The 16855-nt window shown below is 63.4% G+C and carries 17 protein-coding genes and 1 pseudogene; 6 read left to right on the top strand and 12 right to left on the bottom strand.

Features of this window, described 5'->3' with window-relative positions; all coding sequences use genetic code 11:
- Positions 1-11 precede the first annotated feature (11 nt).
- Together ACFE72_RS09060 and cysG are read right to left on the bottom strand one after the other, a co-directional pair.
- Positions 12-326 carry a DUF2849 domain-containing protein gene (locus ACFE72_RS09060; protein WP_375412749.1) on the bottom strand — a complete coding sequence of 105 codons (315 nt, stop codon included), beginning with the start codon at positions 324-326 and terminating at the stop codon, positions 12-14.
- Positions 323-1756, bottom strand: coding sequence for a siroheme synthase CysG (gene cysG / locus ACFE72_RS09055; RefSeq protein WP_375412748.1), 1434 nt, complete (start codon positions 1754-1756; stop codon positions 323-325). Before cysG ends, ACFE72_RS09060 begins: the two co-directional genes overlap by 4 nt.
- A 215-nt stretch (positions 1757-1971) precedes the next feature.
- On the opposite strand from cysG, the gene cysD reads away from it, so the two are divergent.
- The 3 genes from cysD (at position 1972) to ACFE72_RS09040 (ending at position 7261) form a co-directional block, all read left to right on the top strand.
- Positions 1972-2799, top strand: a complete 828-nt coding sequence (gene cysD, locus ACFE72_RS09050) for a sulfate adenylyltransferase subunit CysD (protein WP_375412770.1) — start codon at positions 1972-1974, stop codon at positions 2797-2799.
- Between the two features lie 151 nt (positions 2800-2950).
- Positions 2951-4867 carry an adenylyl-sulfate kinase gene (gene cysC, locus ACFE72_RS09045; RefSeq protein WP_375412747.1) on the top strand — a complete coding sequence of 639 codons (1917 nt, stop codon included), beginning with the start codon at positions 2951-2953 and terminating at the stop codon, positions 4865-4867.
- A gap of 231 nt (positions 4868-5098) precedes the next feature.
- The gene (locus tag ACFE72_RS09040) at positions 5099-7261 is read left to right on the top strand and encodes a malate synthase G (protein ID WP_375412746.1); all 2163 of its coding nucleotides are present in this window, start codon (positions 5099-5101) and stop codon (positions 7259-7261) included.
- Positions 7262-7305: 44 nt separating this feature from the next.
- Here the strand turns inward: ACFE72_RS09040 and ACFE72_RS09035 are convergent, their stop codons facing one another.
- The 3 genes from ACFE72_RS09035 to ACFE72_RS09025 all read right to left on the bottom strand — a co-directional run bounded on the left by ACFE72_RS09035 (position 7306) and on the right by ACFE72_RS09025 (position 9098).
- Positions 7306-7461, bottom strand: coding sequence for a Thivi_2564 family membrane protein (locus ACFE72_RS09035; protein WP_375412745.1), 156 nt, complete (start codon positions 7459-7461; stop codon positions 7306-7308).
- 191 nt (positions 7462-7652) lie between these two features.
- Complete coding sequence (locus ACFE72_RS09030) at positions 7653-8327, bottom strand: DUF2865 domain-containing protein (RefSeq protein WP_375412744.1); 675 nt, start codon at positions 8325-8327, stop codon at positions 7653-7655.
- A gap of 24 nt (positions 8328-8351) precedes the next feature.
- Positions 8352-9098 carry a L,D-transpeptidase gene (locus ACFE72_RS09025; protein WP_375412743.1) on the bottom strand — a complete coding sequence of 249 codons (747 nt, stop codon included), beginning with the start codon at positions 9096-9098 and terminating at the stop codon, positions 8352-8354.
- Between the two features lie 86 nt (positions 9099-9184).
- Here ACFE72_RS09025 and ACFE72_RS09020 point away from each other — a divergent pair.
- A pseudogene (locus tag ACFE72_RS09020) lies at positions 9185-9721 on the top strand (AI-2E family transporter); the annotation flags it as partial.
- Between the two features lie 35 nt (positions 9722-9756).
- Here ACFE72_RS09020 and ACFE72_RS09015 read toward each other — a convergent pair.
- Together ACFE72_RS09015 and ACFE72_RS09010 are read right to left on the bottom strand one after the other, a co-directional pair.
- Positions 9757-10074 carry a hypothetical protein gene (locus ACFE72_RS09015; RefSeq protein ID WP_375412742.1) on the bottom strand — a complete coding sequence of 106 codons (318 nt, stop codon included), beginning with the start codon at positions 10072-10074 and terminating at the stop codon, positions 9757-9759.
- Positions 10075-10456: 382 nt separating this feature from the next.
- A complete protein-coding gene (locus ACFE72_RS09010) occupies positions 10457-11263 on the bottom strand; it encodes a response regulator (protein WP_375412741.1) in 807 nt (268 codons plus the stop codon).
- Between the two features lie 217 nt (positions 11264-11480).
- Here ACFE72_RS09010 and ACFE72_RS09005 point away from each other — a divergent pair, with 217 nt between their 5' ends.
- Together ACFE72_RS09005 and ACFE72_RS09000 are read left to right on the top strand one after the other, a co-directional pair.
- Positions 11481-11699, top strand: coding sequence for a NepR family anti-sigma factor (locus ACFE72_RS09005; RefSeq protein WP_375412740.1), 219 nt, complete (start codon positions 11481-11483; stop codon positions 11697-11699).
- On the top strand, positions 11699-12247 hold the full coding sequence (locus ACFE72_RS09000) for a sigma-70 family RNA polymerase sigma factor (RefSeq protein WP_375412739.1): 549 nt from the start codon (positions 11699-11701) through the stop codon (positions 12245-12247). Before ACFE72_RS09005 ends, ACFE72_RS09000 begins: the two co-directional genes overlap by 1 nt.
- Positions 12248-12356: 109 nt before the next feature.
- On the opposite strand, the gene ACFE72_RS08995 is transcribed toward ACFE72_RS09000, so the two are convergent.
- From ACFE72_RS08995 to ACFE72_RS08975, 5 genes are all read right to left on the bottom strand, one after another.
- Entirely contained in the window at positions 12357-14015 is a 1659-nt protein-coding gene (locus ACFE72_RS08995) for an HWE histidine kinase domain-containing protein (protein WP_375412738.1), read from the bottom strand.
- Between the two features lie 277 nt (positions 14016-14292).
- A complete protein-coding gene (gene ureG, locus ACFE72_RS08990; RefSeq protein ID WP_375412737.1) occupies positions 14293-14922 on the bottom strand; it encodes an urease accessory protein UreG in 630 nt (209 codons plus the stop codon).
- 156 nt (positions 14923-15078) lie between these two features.
- Positions 15079-15822, bottom strand: coding sequence for an urease accessory protein UreF (locus ACFE72_RS08985; protein WP_375412736.1), 744 nt, complete (start codon positions 15820-15822; stop codon positions 15079-15081).
- Positions 15809-16339, bottom strand: a complete 531-nt coding sequence (locus ACFE72_RS08980; RefSeq protein WP_375412735.1) for an urease accessory protein UreE — start codon at positions 16337-16339, stop codon at positions 15809-15811. The genes ACFE72_RS08985 and ACFE72_RS08980 overlap by 14 nt, the downstream gene beginning before the upstream one ends.
- Positions 16340-16367: 28 nt before the next feature.
- Positions 16368-16667 (bottom strand): putative quinol monooxygenase, encoded by a 300-nt coding sequence (locus tag ACFE72_RS08975; protein WP_375412734.1) that lies wholly within the window; start codon positions 16665-16667, stop codon positions 16368-16370.
- Positions 16668-16855 lie beyond the last annotated feature (188 nt).

The following is a 16855-nucleotide window of genomic DNA, read 5'->3' as shown; positions in this document are numbered from 1 at the left end:
GGTGCGATGGCCTATGCCGGAATCGGAATGCCGGCGGTGACGCCCTGGCGGCGGATATGTTCGCGCAGATTGCCGGGTTTGACCGTGCCGCTGTCGTCGACCTCTACCGGCGCGATGTAGGCGCCGATCGCGCCGACATCGTCGGCAACCGCTTCGGCGAGCAAGGCGCGCGCAGCATCCGACGTGCGGACGATCGCCGCATCCGACAGATCGGCGGACCAGGCCTTCGCGGTGCGATAGATCACGATGCCGTCCCAGGTGCGGTTGGCGGTGACCACCGAGGGGCCGGCAATCCTGATCTTTTTCTGTTCGAGCGGGGAGGTCATTCGGCGGCTACCAGAAAGTTCGAGAGGAGGGAATCGAGGCCGGCGTCGCGCCATGGCGTCGAATGCGCGACGACGTCGCCGATGACGAGGATGGCAGGACCGCTGTCGATGCGCTGCACCAGCGCCGGCAATTCATTCAGGGTGCCGGCCACGGCTTGCGAATCCGGCCGGGTCGCGCGCGCGAATACGCCGACCGGCGTCTGCGGCGAGCGGCCTGCCGCCAAAAGGCCAGCGCGGATCGATGGCGCCGCGGTCATGCCCATGTAAACCACGACCGTCATCTTGACGTCGGTCAGCGTGCTCCAGTCGACGGTTTCAGCATCCCTGGCCTTGTGCGCGGTGAGAAAGGTGATGCGCAACGCCTCGTTGCGGAAGGTCAGCGGCACTTCGGATTGCGCGGCGGCGCCAAGCCCGGCGGTGATCCCGGGAATCACCGAATAGGCGACGTCGGCCTTGCGCAGCGCTTCGATTTCCTCGCCGCCCCTGCCGAAGATGAACGGGTCGCCGCCCTTCAGCCGCACTGCGCGCTGGCCGGACTTCGCCGCGTCAATCAAAAGCCTGTTGATGGCATCCTGGCCGATGCCGGGTTTTCCGACGCGACGCCCGACCGGAACCCGCGCAGCATCGCGGCGGGCGCGATCGAGAATTTCCGGTGCGACCAGTTCGTCGTAAAAGATGACGTCGGCATCCTGCAGCGCACGTAACGCCTTGACGGTGAGCAGATCCGGATCTCCGGGGCCGGCTCCGACCAGCGTTACCCTGCCTTCTGCGCGGCCTGCCGGTGCGCCGGCGAAAGCCGACGGGTCGGCAATATGCTTCAGCGCCGCTTCGGCCTCATCACCGCGGCCTGCGAGCACCAGCGCGCCGATCGGGCCATCGACAATGCGCTCCCAGAACCGGCGCCGCAGCGCGAATTCCGGAATCCGGCCGTGCATGGCCTTGCGCCGCCGGCCGATAAAGCTTGCAAGATCGCCGATCCGGGCCGGCAGCACCGCCTCGATGCGCTCGCGCACCCGGCGCGCCACCACCGGCGAAGCGCCGCCGGTGCCGACCGCGACCACCACATCGCCGCGATCGACAATCGCCGGAAAAATAAACGTCGAGTGCTGGAGGTCGTCCATTACATTCACGGGCAGACCGAGCGCCTTGGCGCGTGACGACATCGCCGGCCCGATGTCGCCGGCGCCGGCGCAAAGGATCGCGATCACGCCCGACAGATCGGCTGTTCGCGGATCGCCTTCGGCGCGCTCGATCCGCGCCGCATCGACGGCATCCAATCCGGTCACATCGTGCCGGCCGTCGGTCGCATGCCAGCGAATATGTGCGCCCGCCGAGAGCAGCAGGCGCAGCTTTGCCCGCACCAGTTCGCCACCGCCAACGAGTAAGATGGAACCGGCCTGCAGATCGAGGAATACCGGCAGAAAGCGCATGAACACTCCTGTCCCGGCCACCCGGGGGTTGACTAGAATTATTTTCTATTTATGTCTGTTGCAAGCCTTGCAAAGAGAAAATTATTTCTTCTCTGTTGCGATGGACCTATAGAATTTTCTTCCTCTAACCTCAAGCGGCAGAGATGACCCTTCTCGATCACGCCGGCCGGATGCACGAGGTGCGCGGCGCGCCGGAGCCCCGCCACGCAGAGGCCATGCAAATATCGCACCCCGAAGCGTCTGGCGCTATGGACCACCTCGACGCGCTGGAAGCGCAGAGCATCTACATTTTCCGGGAAGCGTTCGCGCGGCTGAAGAAGCTGGCGCTGCTGTGGTCGCTGGGCAAGGACTCCAATGTGATGATCTGGCTGGCGCGCAAGGCCTTCTTCGGCCGCGTGCCGTTTCCGGCGCTGCATGTCGATACGGGAAAGAAATTTCCCGAGATGTATGCGTTCCGCGATCGCTACGGCAAGGAGTGGGAGCTGGATCTCAAGATCGAGCCCTGCCCGCCGATCGACGCGGTGGATTCAACCTTGCCGCCGGCGGCGCGATCGGCCGCGCGCAAGACCGAGGGGTTGAAACTCGCGCTGACAAAATACGGCTTCGATGGGCTGATCGCCGGCATCCGACGCGACGAGGAAGCCACCCGCGCCAAGGAGCGGGTGTTCTCGCCGCGCGGCATCGAGGGCGGATGGGACGTGCGCGACCAGCCGCCGGAATTCTGGGACCAGTTCAACGCCTCGCCGCCGCCGGGCGCGCACTTGCGCATCCATCCGATCCTGCACTGGACCGAGGCCGATATCTGGGCCTACACCAAGCGTGAACATATTCCGATCATCCCGCTGTATCTGTCGCAGAACGGCATGCGTTATCGCTCGCTTGGCGACGCCGACATCACCAGTCCGGTCGCCTCCGATGCATCCGACATCGACGAAATCCTCCATGAGCTGAACAGCACCAAAGTGCCGGAACGTTCCGGACGCGCGCTGGATCACGAGACCGAAGACGCCTTCGAGCGGCTGCGCGTCGCCGGCTATCTTTGAGAGTTCCCTAATTCGTCATTGCGAGCGAAGCGAAGCAATCCATGGTTCAGCCCACAAGCAAACGGAACGACGGACTGCTGCGCCGAGCCGCTCATCGGGCGGCGCTCCGCGCCGAACCGTCAGCCCGCAATGACAGCAAGTGAGTGCCGCCATGAACATGATGCTCTCCAAAACCGCCCAGGCGACCCCGAGCGGCACCACGCGCCAACAGGTTCGCATCGTCATCGTCGGCCATGTCGACCACGGCAAGTCCACACTGGTCGGACGGCTGCTGTACGAGACCGGCAGCCTGCCCGACGGCAAGCTCGAAATGCTGAAAGCCGTCAGCGCGCGGCGCGGCATGCCGTTCGAATGGTCGTTCCTGCTGGATGCACTGCAGACCGAGCGCGACCAGGGCATCACCATCGACACCACCCAGATCCGCTTCCGCACCCGCTCGCGTGATGTCGTGCTGATCGACGCACCCGGCCACGCCGAATTTTTGCGCAACATGATCACCGGCGCGTCGCAGGCCGACGGCGCGGTGCTGATCATCGACGCGCTGGAAGGCGTGCGCGACCAGACCCGACGGCACGGCTATCTGCTGCATCTACTCGGCGTCAAACAGGTTGCGGTGGTAGTCAACAAGATGGACCGCGTCGATTTCAGCGAAGCGCGGTTCGACGCCATCAGCGCCGAAATCACCGCCCACCTGATCGGCCTCGGCATTGCGCCCAGGGGCGTAATCCCGATTTCGGCGCGCGATGGCGATGGCGTTGCGGAACGCACGCCGCGGATCGCATGGTTCCACGGGCCGACCGTGGTCGAAGCGCTGGACGCGCTGGAGCCGGCACGGCCGCTGCAAGCGCTTGCGCTGCGGCTGCCGGTGCAGGCGATCTACAAATTCGACGACCGCCGCATCATCGCCGGACGAATCGAATCCGGCGGTTTGAACGCCGGCGATGAAATCGTCATCATGCCGTCGGCCAAGATCGCAAAGATCAAGACGGTCGAGAGCTGGCCGGCGACGCCGGTCCCGGGCCGCCAGACTGCCGGACGCTCGGTCGGCATCACGCTCGACCGCGAGCTGTTTGTGGAGCGTGGCGATGTCATCGCACATGTTGCCTCGGCGCCGCGCGACACGCGGCGGATCCGCGCGCGCATTTTCTGGCTGCACGACAGGCCGCTGGTGTCGGGCGCCTCGATCCTGGTCCGGCTCGGCACCAAGGAAGCCCGCGCCAGCGTCGTCGCCATCGAGAAGGCGGTCGATCCCGGCGAACTCGCAAGCGTCGAGACCACCGCTATCGCCCGCAATCATGTCGGCGAGATCGACATCTCGCTGGCGCATGCGCTGGCGGCCGATCCCTATACCGACAACCCGCGCACCGGCCGGCTGGTGATTGAGGTCAACGGCCGCATCGCCGGCGGCGGGCTGGTGCTGTCGGTCGATGCCGGGCAGCGAGCAATCCCGGTCGATATCGTGCCGGTTGAATCGGCTTTGCGTCCCGACGAGCGTTCCGCGCGATACCGCCATGCCGGCGCGGTGGTCTGGCTGACCGGCCTGCCCGGTTCCGGGAAATCGACGCTGGCCCGCGCACTCGAGCGCAGGCTGTTCGGCCAGGGCGGCTCGCCGATCCTGCTCGATGGCGATACGCTGCGCGCCGGCCTCAACGGCGATCTCGGCTTTTCCGCGCAGGACCGTGCCGAGAACATCCGGCGCCTCGCCGAAGTCGCGACGCATCTGGCGCGCAATGGCCATATCGCAATCGTGGCCGCGGTTTCGCCATCGGCGGAAGATCGCGGGGCGGCGCGCCGCATCGCCGAACCCGCGTTCCGCGAGATTTATGTCGCAACGCCGGTGGAGGTCTGCGAATGCCGCGATCCCAAGGGCCATTATGCCAAGGCACGCGCCGGCGGGCTGAATAATTTCACCGGGATCGGTCGGGATTATCAAGCACCGGCGGCGAGTGAGTTGACCATCGACACTTCGACGCGCTCGGTTTCCGATGCCGTCGACGACATCGGGCGGATGCTCGCCGGCACCGGCATTCTGTTCGACGAACCCGTTGATCTGGCGGCGAATATTTGACGATTTGCCGCACGCTACCAGAACGCGCTCTAGCGACATCATCGCAACCATATCTCCGCGACTCGTCCCCCGCGAAGGCGCGGACGACGGCTGAGTTTCGCAGCGTTTCCAGTTTACCCCGTACGCCATCCTGTTCTAAAAGGCCCTGATGCGCCGCCTTGTGGCGCGCTTTTTTGCCTGTTTATCCCTGAAACGGCGTGCGAGCGCCTTTCGCCTGAGAAAACTCCCACCATGAACCGTATCGATGCCCACGGACTGAAGATCGCTCCCGTCCTGTTTGATTTCATTGCCGAGGAAGCCACCCCCGGGACCGGGATCGCAGCGGACGCGTTCTGGGCCGGGCTTGCCGCCATCCTCCGCGACCTCGCGCCGAAAAACCGCGAACTGCTCGACGTGCGCGATACGCTGCAGGCGAAGATCGACCGCTGGCATCGCGCTCACACGGGCAGGACGTTCGACATGAACGCCTACACCGCGTTCCTCAAAGAGATCGGCTATCTGCAGCCCGAGCCGTCGACGCACGAAGTCGGAACTGCCGATGTCGACGAGGAAATCGGCAAAATATGCGGGCCTCAACTGGTGGTGCCGCTCACCAATGCCCGCTACGCGCTGAACGCGGCCAATGCGCGCTGGGGCAGCCTGTACGATGCGCTGTACGGTACCGACGCCATCCCGCACGAGACCGGCGAAGGGGCCGCAGGTTTCAACAAGGCCCGCGGCGCCAAGGTGATCGCGAAAGCCAAGGCGTTCCTCGATTCCGCCGTACCGCTGGCGACCGCAAGCCATACCGATGTCACGGCCTACAGCGTCATCGCCGGCCAGCTTGCGGTCAAACTTAAGAGCGGTAACGCCACCGCGCTGAAATCCAACGCGCAGTTCGCAGGGTTTCAAGGCGACGCCGCGGCGCCGACTGCGGTCCTGCTGGTCAACAACGGCCTGCATATCGAGGTCAGGATCGATCGCGGTCATCCCATCGGCAAGGACGATCCGGCCGGGGTTGCCGACATGGTCCTGGAATCGGCCGTCTCCACCATCCTCGACATGGAAGACAGCGTCGCGGCGGTGGACGCGGACGACAAGGTGCTGATCTATCGCAATACGCTCGGCCTGATGAACGGCACGCTGTCCGCCGATTTCGAAAAGGGCGGAAAGACCTTGAAGCGCGCGCTCAATCCCGACCGGGTCTACACAACGCCGGGCGGCGGAGAACTCAGGCTGCATGGACGCAGTCTGCTGCTGATGCGCAATGTCGGCCATCACATGTTCACCGACGCGGTGCTCGACGGCGCCGGCGAAGAAATGCCGGAAGGTATCCTCGACGCGGCCGTCGCCGGCCTGCTCGCGATCCACGATCTCAAGGGCGGCACGAAAACGCGCAACAGCCGCACCGGCTCGGTCTACATCGTCAAACCGAAGATGCACGGTCCCGACGAGGTGGCGCTTACCTGCGAGCTGTTCGGCCGGGTCGAAGCGATGTTGTCGCTGTCGGAGAACACCCTGAAAGTCGGCATCATGGATGAGGAGCGCCGCACCACGGTCAACCTCAAGGCCTGCATCCAGAATGCTTCGAAGCGCATCTGCTTCATCAACACCGGCTTTCTCGACCGCACCGGCGACGAGATTCACACCTCGATGGAAGCCGGCCCGATGATCCGCAAGAACGACATGAAGTCGACGCCCTGGATCAAGGCCTATGAGGACTGGAACGTCGACATCGGCCTGATCGACGGGTTGCCGGGCCATGCCCAGATCGGCAAGGGCATGTGGGCCGCACCGGACAAGATGGCGGACATGATTTCACAAAAGCTCGCGCATCCGCAGGCCGGCGCCACCACCGCGTGGGTGCCCTCACCCACCGCGGCGACCCTGCATGCGCTGCACTATCACCAGGTCAACGTGCAGGTGCGGCAGCAGGAGCTGGCGCAAGGCGGCCCGCGCGCAAAGCTGTCGGATATCCTTACCATCCCGGTGTCGCAGTCGAACTGGGCGCCCGACGATGTGAAGCAGGAGATTGACAACAACTGCCAGGGTATCTTGGGCTATGTGGTGCGCTGGATCGATCAGGGCGTCGGCTGCTCGAAAGTGCCCGATATTCATGACGTCGGCCTGATGGAAGACCGCGCCACCTTGCGCATTTCAAGCCAGCATCTGGCGAACTGGCTGCATCACGGCGTCATCTCGGCGGATCAAGTGATGGAATCGCTGAAGCGGATGGCGGTGGTGGTGGATAAGCAGAATGCCGGCGATCCGTCGTACCGCCCGATGGCGCCCGGTTTCGACGGCGTCGCGTTCCAGGCCGCCTGCGATCTCATCTTCAAGGGTCGCGATCAGCCAAACGGCTATACAGAATACATTTTGACCGCGCGGCGGCGCGAAGCCAAAGCGGCGAGGTGATCGTGTCCCGAGCGCGCTGTGGGGTTTTACGCCGCTGCGCCTCGCTAAAACACCGCGATATATTTCAGCAGCGAAATAACGCCGAGGATGATCACCACCACGCGCGCGATCTGCTTGGCGCGGCCGTCCAATGGCAGCAGATTGATCAGATACAGAATGAGAATGACCACGAGAAACGTGATCAGGACGCCTACCAGCATTTCAGGTCCCCCACCGGTGTAATCGACGCGACCAGCGCGATCTCATCACAACGCGTCTGGAACCGGGGGGTTCCATCAGGGGAACGTGTTTGATCCATGCCGTTATATAAGATCATGCCCCTGCTGGCTATCCAGAGCATGCCCCGCCGGATGAAGGCGGCGCAGCCCGTCGCTATTCACCGAATAGCTGATTACTCCGACGCCACAACGGGCAAACGCTGATATCTGGCGCGCACCGAGGCAGAGGCGGGGGAGAAGTTCAGCGATGCACCGCGCCGGTCCGAGGCGCGGGCGGCGACTACCAGGCCATTTGCGCCCGCGACGATGTCGCCCTTGCGCAGCGTCGCGTCGTCTTCGATCCTGATCGCCGCCAAGCCAAGCTGATCCTTGCCGTTACAGGTGCAGCCTGCAACGATTTCGTTGCGATAGCGGAACGCGTTCGGCAGTTCGGAATAGGATTTTCCGTTTTCGGTGGCGGCGTGGTCGATGCTGCTGCCATATACTACCTTGGTCTCGCTGGCGGGACAGAAGCTGTTGCAGGACGCCGCGCGGCTTTGGCCATCGCCCGCGGTGATCGGAAAATAGCGTCCGTCGCAGGTGCGCACGCAATAGGCCTGACTGCCCCCGCCGCCGGCGCCGGAATACGAAATGTGGGGACGCGCGGGTTCGGCTGCGTGGTTTCCATCGCTGGCGAAGGGCAGTGCCATCGAAGGGGCGGGTAGCGCCGGCGCCAGCGCCGGGTTGTCCGAAAACGCCCCGAACAGCGCCGCGATGAAGTCACGGGCCTGCGCCGCCGGCGCAGCGCCGAGCAGGCAGATCGCCAACAACGCACTGATGCCCCGTCGGTAACGTAATTTCCTGTTCATGCTCAGCGCCCCCGGCTATCTAGTCTAGTATAGCGTCGAGGTTGAAAGGTTCATCGCCTGGCGGTCCGATCGGGCAACCGGACGCGGCGCGACAGCCGCCGTCGGGCGCACGGTAATCGTTCCCTTTGCCTCGAAATGAGGCGAATTCTTCGGCAGCACGACAACCTTGGTGCCGACATCGACCCGGCTGAACAGGTCGGTCACGTCCTCATTGGTCAGCCGAATGCAGCCGCTGGAAACGAACTTTCCGATCGTTGATGGATCGTTGGTGCCATGGATGCGATAGACGCTGGACCCGAGATACATGGCCCGCGCGCCGAGCGGATTACCGGGGCCGCCTGCCATGAAGCGCGGCAAATAGGGCTGGCGCGCAATCATTTCGGTCGGCGGATGCCAATCCGGCCATTCGGCCTTGCGGCTGATGGTCTGCACGCCCGACCAGGTGAATCCATCGCGGCCGACGCCGACGCCATAGCGAATGGCGCGGTTTTGACCGAGCACATAGTAGAGCGCCGTATTACCGGTATCGATGATGACGGTGCCGGGCGCCTCGCGCGTCTCGAAATTGACCACCGCACGGCGCAGTCGCTCCGGGACCGGGCCGTTGCCCTCGTCATCCGGCGTCGCCAGGGTCATGCCATCAGTGGGGAACGCGCTCGATGACCCGGCTGCATACCCCAGAACCTGCGCCGAAGCGCCAGTCGATGCCATCAGCGCCGCCGCGACGATAAGGCTGAACGCGTGTCTGCGGTGTGCGAAAAATTGTGCCATGACTTGCCCCGTTCGATGCGTGCATCGGTGATACTGCACAACAAACGCGGCCGATGCCGGGTAGTTCCGCAAGGGGGCGTCGCATCGATCACGAATCCCGGCTGCGTACGCTGAAGATCCTTAACGAGATCGAAGGCAGCCTCGGCGGCTATCTGCTGACGGTCACTGCAATCAATCTTGGCGTCGGCATCGCAGCGGGGATCATTTGCGCGGTAACGGGGATGCCCAACCCGGCCGGGCTCGGAGCGCTTGCGGCCACGCTAAATTTCTTTCCGATCATCGGACCGGTGGTGACATTCGTTATACTCGCCGCAGTCGGCATCATGTCGTTCTCGACGTTGAGCGGCGCCATGCTGGCGCCGCTGGCCTTTGTAGGGCTGACATTTCTGGAGGGGCATTTTGTCACACCGACCATCATCGGCCGGCGTCTGCAGCTAAACGCCCTGGCGGTGCTAATCGCGCGGCGTTCTGGACCTGGATGTGGGGACCGCCGGGCGGCTTCCTGTCGCCACCCTTGTTGATTGTCGCCCTCGTTCTTAAGGAGCATTTGCTTCCGAAACGATGCACCGCAACTGCCGTCGGACCAGGGGGTTGTCACCTCGAGTGGTCAGAATTTTAGCTAGCCGCAACGCCGGGGCGAGCCTTATCCGAGCGGCCTTCAGGTCACGCAACGGCCGGGCTGAAGCTGTCGGGCAACTTCGGTCAGAACACTGACGACCGGCTCACACGCAACCGTTCGCGCCACGGGCTGGTTGTTCACAACAGGGGCCGGTGCGTTACGCGCTTCCTCGCGGGACGCGCCGACCGGCACGCGCAGCAGGATGGAGGTATCTGAAATGCCATCGACGTTGACCGAAACAGTCTGGCTTTTCAGAATGATCGCAGGTGCGCCCCCGCGATCGGCCTTGGCTTGGCGGTTGACGGCCGCCTCAAGCGCCGCAGCCGGCTGCCGATGACTGTTGAGGTCGCTGCCCAAAGCAAGCTGAGCCGCGCCTAACGTCAGCGAAACCGCGACGGCGCCTAAAATTGCTGAAGTCACCTGAGACATGGCCCTGCCCGCCTATAAACTTTTGCGTCGTCGCAACAACGACCCAACGCGGGTGTTGTGCCGGGGTTCAGAGCGCCCTTATCACTTAACTGTGTACGAGAATATTTTTACATCTCGGAACGATTCCGAGCCTCGTAGGTAGTTACCACAGCCGGTTATTCCCCTGCCCCAATTGACCGGCGACGTGGGGCGCGGCTGTGGTGATGCCAGCCGCGCCCTGCTTTTTTTCCAAAATCGCCAACGCAAAAACGCCGCAACGTGCCCTGGCAGTTGCGGCGTTAATTGTTTGTCGCGTCTGTGTCGGCGAGCCTCAGCTTGCCGCGGCCCTTGGCGGACGATTGCGCGAGTTGCGCTGAAAGAACAGCGCCTGACTGGCAACGGCGGACACCATCGCAGGCTGGAACGGTTTCGAGATCAGGAACGCCGGTTCCGGCCGCTCGCCGGTAAGGAAGCGTTCGGGATAGGCGGTGATGAATACCACCGGCACCTCAAAGGTCCGCAACAGTTCGTTGACCGCATCCAGACCGGAGCTGCCATCGGCTAACTGGATATCGGCCAGGATCAGGCCCGGCTTGCGGTTTTTCGCCAGCGCGATCGCATCGGAATGGGTGCGCGCCACGCCGATGACGTTGTGGCCGAGGTTCTTTACGAGACTTTCCAGATCCATCGCGATGAAGGTTTCGTCCTCGATGATGAGGACGTCGGTGGCAATTTCCGCAGCCATTTCGCGGCCGGCTGTATCTGCGAGCTTGCGGGTTTCGGCCACTGTGATTCCGAGAATGAAGGCAACTTCTTCTTCCGAGAAGCCCTCCAATGAGAGCAGCAGGAACGCCTGACGCGGCAGCGGGGTGATGTTGGACAGCCGGCGCTCCGACGGCGTCGACAGCGGGATCACCTCGGCATTATCGTTAAGGGACACCGAATTCCAGATCTGCGTGAATAGCCTGAACAGTCCGACGCGGGGGCCATGTTGCTCATCGAGCAGCGACTGGTCCTGCAACAGGGCTTCCAGCATCGCCCCAACATAGGCATCGCCTGACGCCTGATTTCCCGTCAAAGCCCGGGCGTAGCGCCGCAACAACGGTAAATGTTCAGCAACGAGCTGTGATCGGGACATCCCCACTCCATTCTTCATAGCGGCCAAAACGAGCAGTAGGGGGTGGCCAGTTCCCCACAGGTTTCTGTTTACGCTCAACCCGGACTAAAGTTCCCTTTTTTCGGAACTTTTGCGATCCGTTGGAATTAGGAACCCTAGAGATGCCGCCGAGGCTTCAAAATCAAGCAAAATTCATTGAATTTACAGCTTAACCGTTCGGGGAAATGTGGATCAGGTCATGAAAGATGCGAAGTCTCAAATGAGCAAAGGTCCCGGCCCGGGCAAGCAGGGTGGTCTTAACGCCGAGATTCAATCTCGAATTGGCCACCAGTTGCGTGCCATGTATGACGACGTCGTGCGTCAGGGTGTGCCGGATCGCTTTGCGGATCTGATCCGCAAGCTGGATTCCCCCGAGGGCGGGGGGCATCACACAGCCAAGACTGACGGGAGGGAGTAATGCCTCTCACCAATTCGCTACGCGACGATATCCTGGCGGCCGTTCCCAGCCTGCGTGCGTTCGCGATTTCGCTCAGCGGCAACGGCGACCGGGCCGACGACCTGGTCCAGGAAACGCTGCTGCGCGCGCTCGCCAACATCGACTCGTTCCAGCCCGGCTCCAATCTTCCGGCGTGGTTGTTCACCATTCTGCGCAACCTGTTCCGTTCCGATTACCGCAAGCGGCGGCGCGAGGTGGAGGACGCCGACGGCAGCTATGCCAAAACCTTGAAGACACAGCCGGCACAGAATGCGCATCTGGAATTCGAAGAGTTTCGTGCGGCGCTGGACAAGCTGCCGCAGGACCAGCGCGAAGCCCTGATTCTCGTCGGCGCGTCCGGCTTTTCTTATGAGGACGCCGCCGCCATCTGCGGCTGCGCCGTCGGTACCATCAAGAGCCGCGTCAACCGCGCGCGTTCGAAACTCAGCGCCCTGCTCTATGTGGACGGCGCGGAAGATTTCGGTCCTGACGATACCGTCCGCGCGGTGATCGGCGGCAGCGGCGGCTGACAGCGTCGCGTCATCGCCAATTTGCAATCCATCGTTTCCGAACCCCGTCGTGGCGGCATGCGCCTCCGCGCAAAATCCGGCACCGCGCCGTTTTGCCGGTTCCGGCCTTCTAGGAGTCCTGCTGGATCGGTGCTGACAGCGCTTCGGTTCGATCGCGTTCTGTCATGTCCACCACGGTTTCCATCGGCGCCGTGAGTTCATACACATAGCTCGCCTCGGTGAAATACCGCTTGGCCGTGCCGCCCAGCGCCTCCGGCGCGACGCGGTCAAGCAGGATGATCCCGAAATCGCTGTCGGCACGCCGGGTCGCCGCACTGGTATTGGATTCCTCCCAGCAGAAGTGAAACGTCGACTCCGGGCCCTCTCCGATCACTTTCCACTTGGCAACGATCGTTGGGTGCTTGCCGACCAGCGAAAGCCCTTCGTCGGAATGCGACGCCAGTTCGAAAAACAACAGCGACAGGCTTTGCGCGGCGCGCGCGCTGACGTCGATGTCGGGGCCTGAAACCGCGATGCGATCGGCGTGGGGAATCGCGCGCGACTCGAACAATCCCTTCAGCTTGACGCCCTGCCACTGGCTCTCGCTCAGCAGCGACACCACGTTCGACATGGCGTGGATGCGGCCGATCAACAGTTCGCGCGCGGTGTCGATGTCGGAGCCGTGGCGCAACGTGCGCGTCACGATCGATTGAATCACCGCCAGGATGTTCTTCACGCGATGATTGAGTTCGTCGATCACCGCGGTCAGGCGGCGCTCGAACCCGATCCGGACCTGGATTTCGCGGCGAAGCCGCAAATTGTTGTAGGCGACATAGCCGAAAAGTCCGCAGACGATGCTGGTCAGTGCAATGCCGATCGCGGCCACGATGCCCGCCATTTGCTGCGCGCGCTTTGCCGCATTGGTCTTGGCATAATAGCCCAGCGACCAGTCGCGGTCGCCGAAGGTCACCGTTCGGCTGATCGATGGCGCCGGACTGTTGCCGGTGGCGGTCCTGGATGTGATATTGCCCCGATCGTCGGCGATCAGTTCGCCGTTGTCGCGGCGCGGATCCTTGAGCACCACCGAGAACAGCGACAGATCGTCATTGGTCAGCAGCAGCGGCGCCAACTCATAGGAAAACGTTACGAACCCGGCAGGCTGGTCACTGCCGTCCTGCAAGACCGGGGCCGCCAGCACCAGCCCCGTCCGACCATCCGGACGCAGCAGCGGAAGCGGATCGGAAGCCACCGGCTTGCCCCCGGCCATGGCTCGCGCCAGCATCGGTCCCAGCACGGAATCCGCGTCGAAGGAACGGCCCGGAAACCCCATGGTCTGCGCGTTGCGCGGCTCGACGTCCATCAGGACATTGATCGGCTGGTCGAGCGAACCTTTATCCAATTCCGAATCGTCGGAATTGCGGATGGCCGGGTTCGGAAAGCCTGCGCTTGCAAGTTCGTCGCGCGCCGAACCCAGTTCATTGGGTTGCAGCCGGGCGATCCAGCCCGCGACCAGGAAATCCGTCTTGAAGGCATAGATCGAGGACCGCAGCGGCTGCAGCATGTTCGCCTTCATCACCGAGGGCGAGCGGAATAACCCCGAGGCGACCCGCGCGAGCAGTTCGCGCTCGGTAAGCCGGTCCTGAACCAGGCTGGCGTGGATGTCGATCGCACGCGCCAGCGCGATCGAGTCAAGCGTCAGTTCCTGATTGTGGACGCGATAAGCCGCAAAGCCGGAGAGCAGAACCCCGAGCAGCGCCACCAGACCTATGATGAAACCCAGCCGAACCACTCGCTTACTCGGATATGAGACGAATATCTGCCGTTCGCGGCGCGCCCCTCGGGCTGAACGACGGACGATGCCAGGCCCGCCGGAACGACGTTGCGCGGGATAATGGAGAAGCGGCCATCGGTTCACAACCGCGGTTAGGGATAAGCGCTGCCCGGCGCTCACACCGGCAGAGCCTTGAGGGACGCTAAGCGCACGGCATCAATTTTTGTTCCACAGCCGCGGAATTAACTCAACGGATGAGCGCGGCATCCGACATGGATGACCCGTTTACAAGCTTTTAAATGGCCTTGGCGGCACCGAGGCCGCCTTTGATTTCGATAAACTGGATGATGCGATCCAGGCCTGCGCTCTTTTTCAGGTTGGTCATGACAAAGGGCCGCTCGCCGCGCATCCGCCTGGCATCGGCGTCCATTTTCTCCAGCGAGGCGCCGACATGCGGCGCGAGATCGATCTTGTTGATGACAAGGAGGTCAGACCGGGTGATGCCGGGGCCGCCTTTCGACGGGATCTTATCTCCTGCTGCGACGTCGATGACGTAGATCGTCAGATCCGCCAGTTCAGGCGAGAACGTGGCGGCGAGATTGTCGCCGCCGGATTCGATCAGCACCATGTCGAGATCGGGAAACTTCGCGCGCATGTCGGCCACCGCGGCGAGATTCATCGAGGCGTCCTCGCGGATCGCGGTGTGCGGGCAACCGCCGGTTTCGACGCCGGCGATCCGATCCGGCGTCAGCGATCCCGAGCGCACCAGAAATTCGGCGTCCCATCTGGTGTAGATGTCGTTGGTGATGGCGGCGATGTCGTAGCGGTCGCGCATGGTCTTGCAGAGCAAATCCATCAACGCGGTCTTACCGGAGCCGACGGGGCCGCCGATGCCGACGCGGAGCGGGCCGTGTGGGTTGGGCATGTCAGGGGTCTTTCTATTACTGTCGTCCCCGCGAAGGCGGAGACCCATGATCACCGATGGCTGCAGTGAAGACGGGACGTTCAAAAGGACTGCTGTCGCCTTCCGCAGCATTGACGACAAAGCGTATGGACGACGAAGATGTGGCGCGGCCGTTCGTCATGACCGAAACAGCCTCGTATACTGCGTCTCATGGCGCATGCTGGCGAGATCGGCGCGAAAGGTGGCGCTGCCGAGATCGTCCAGCGTGGCGCTCAGCGCGTGTTTTACGACTGCCGCCACGTCCGGCTCCAGCGCCGCCAGCGCACGCTGGCTGTCGGTTTGCCCCAGTGGCACGAGCCGGGAGCCCGCGGAAATCCAGTTCGAGGTCAGCGCATGCAGAAACGCGTGCAACGTCAATGCCAGCGGGATCGCATGCGCCGCGCTGACGATGCCGACCGCGACGGGATAGACGATCGCGCCCTCGCAGGCCGCGATCAGGCGGTCGAGGCCATCGCAATTCCACGCCGCGCGCGCGATTTCGACGAAGGCGCGGCCCTGCGCCGCCGTTTCCAGATGGCGCTCACACGACGGCGCCAACGCCGACGCAAGCTCCGCCACCCCGCGCAGGGTCGCATCGTCCGAGACGGCCGCCGCGCGGTGCGCATGCGCAAGAAATACGCCGTCGCAAAATCCGGGACCCTCCGCGAGCATCGACGCCAGCCATTCCCGCAGCGTGGTCACATCGACGATATCGCCGGCCTCCACCGCCCATTCGATGCCGCTCGAATAAGAGAAGGCGCCGACCGGAAACGCCGGCGACAACCACGTCATCAGCCGGTACAGCGCCGCCGCTTGGCCGGCGGACGGCTGCGCCGCCGGATCCGCAAGCGGCGTGAATTCCATCGGTTTAGTTGGGGTCATGAGCATGGGAATGCCCGTGATGATGACCGTGTCCGCCATGTGCATCGTGGTGAGGATGGTCGCGCTGATCATGCGCCGCGTGGCCGCCGCCGGCATAGGCGCCGCCTTCCGGATCGAATGGCGCTTCGATTTCGATCACGCGCGCGCCGAGCCCCTTCACCATGGCTTCGATCACGTGATCGCGGCGGATGCGCAAGCCTTTTGCCGTGAACTGCGCCGGCAAATGACGGTTGCCGAGATGCCAGGCGACGCGGGCCAGATGCAGCGGACCAGTGGCGCGGATTTCGGCCAGCGGCTCAGGTGCTGCGACCACTTCGATCAGGCGGCCGTCCTGCAGCACCAGCGCATCGCCGCCGCGCAGCGCGACGGCGCTTTCCAGATCGAGCAGGAATTCCAGGCCCCGCGTGCCGGTCATCGCCATTCGCCGACGATGGCGATCGTCGAAACCGAGCACGACGGTATCGGCCGCAGCCTCCTTCCAATGGTGGCGCGGCAATACGCGCGTGGCCCGGATCATGCGCGCACCGTGCCACCGCTTGTATCCGTCATCGCACGTCGACCTTTTCCGGCGTGATGATTTCGATCCTGGTCGGCGCGCTCATGCATTCCTTCACCACCTTGCGCCACGGCTTCATATGTTCATTGCCGCCGTGGGCCATCAGGTCTTCCATCGTCTCCCACTGTTCGACGAACACGAAGCGCGCCGGATCCGTGGTGCTTTCGTGCAGGTCGTACAGGATGCATCCCTTCTCCTTGCGGGTAATTCCGATGACGGTCTTGGCGGCGGCAATCAGCTCCGCGCGTGTTTCCGGCTTGATGGTGAGCGTGGCGACGACGTAGATCACAAAATCCTCCCGGTGGTCCTGTTATGCTTTGATCTGGCGGACCGACCTTAATGTCTGATCGAACTATATTGAAGCGTTTAGTTTCATGCGCTGGCGCGATGCGGCATCCTTCATGGCTTCGCAGAACCGGGAGACGCCGGTTTCTTCTACAGCAGGCAAGCTGGGCCCCGGCGCTGCGGCGCACAGGC

The organism is uncultured Bradyrhizobium sp. (assembly GCF_964252615.1).
GTDB lineage: Bacteria > Pseudomonadota > Alphaproteobacteria > Rhizobiales > Xanthobacteraceae > Bradyrhizobium.
The sequence above is the reverse complement of the archived record's forward strand: the minus strand, read 5'-3'. Positions and strand labels throughout refer to the sequence as shown.

What these genes read in the sequence shown, in the direction of transcription:
- ACFE72_RS09060 (WP_375412749.1), bottom strand. Translation starts at nt 326, where the DNA reads ATGACCTCCCCGCTCGAACAGAAAAAGATCAGGATTGCCGGCCCCTCG.
- cysG (WP_375412748.1), bottom strand. Translation starts at nt 1,756, where the DNA reads ATGCGCTTTCTGCCGGTATTCCTCGATCTGCAGGCCGGTTCCATCTTA.
- cysD (WP_375412770.1), top strand. Translation starts at nt 1,972, where the DNA reads ATGCAAATATCGCACCCCGAAGCGTCTGGCGCTATGGACCACCTCGAC.
- cysC (WP_375412747.1), top strand. Translation starts at nt 2,951, where the DNA reads ATGAACATGATGCTCTCCAAAACCGCCCAGGCGACCCCGAGCGGCACC.
- ACFE72_RS09040 (WP_375412746.1), top strand. Translation starts at nt 5,099, where the DNA reads ATGAACCGTATCGATGCCCACGGACTGAAGATCGCTCCCGTCCTGTTT.
- ACFE72_RS09035 (WP_375412745.1), bottom strand. Translation starts at nt 7,461, where the DNA reads ATGCTGGTAGGCGTCCTGATCACGTTTCTCGTGGTCATTCTCATTCTG.
- ACFE72_RS09030 (WP_375412744.1), bottom strand. Translation starts at nt 8,327, where the DNA reads ATGAACAGGAAATTACGTTACCGACGGGGCATCAGTGCGTTGTTGGCG.
- ACFE72_RS09025 (WP_375412743.1), bottom strand. Translation starts at nt 9,098, where the DNA reads ATGGCACAATTTTTCGCACACCGCAGACACGCGTTCAGCCTTATCGTC.
- ACFE72_RS09010 (WP_375412741.1), bottom strand. Translation starts at nt 11,263, where the DNA reads ATGTCCCGATCACAGCTCGTTGCTGAACATTTACCGTTGTTGCGGCGC.
- ACFE72_RS09005 (WP_375412740.1), top strand. Translation starts at nt 11,481, where the DNA reads ATGAAAGATGCGAAGTCTCAAATGAGCAAAGGTCCCGGCCCGGGCAAG.
- ACFE72_RS09000 (WP_375412739.1), top strand. Translation starts at nt 11,699, where the DNA reads ATGCCTCTCACCAATTCGCTACGCGACGATATCCTGGCGGCCGTTCCC.
- ureG (WP_375412737.1), bottom strand. Translation starts at nt 14,922, where the DNA reads ATGCCCAACCCACACGGCCCGCTCCGCGTCGGCATCGGCGGCCCCGTC.
- ACFE72_RS08985 (WP_375412736.1), bottom strand. Translation starts at nt 15,822, where the DNA reads ATGACCCCAACTAAACCGATGGAATTCACGCCGCTTGCGGATCCGGCG.
- ACFE72_RS08980 (WP_375412735.1), bottom strand. Translation starts at nt 16,339, where the DNA reads ATGATCCGGGCCACGCGCGTATTGCCGCGCCACCATTGGAAGGAGGCT.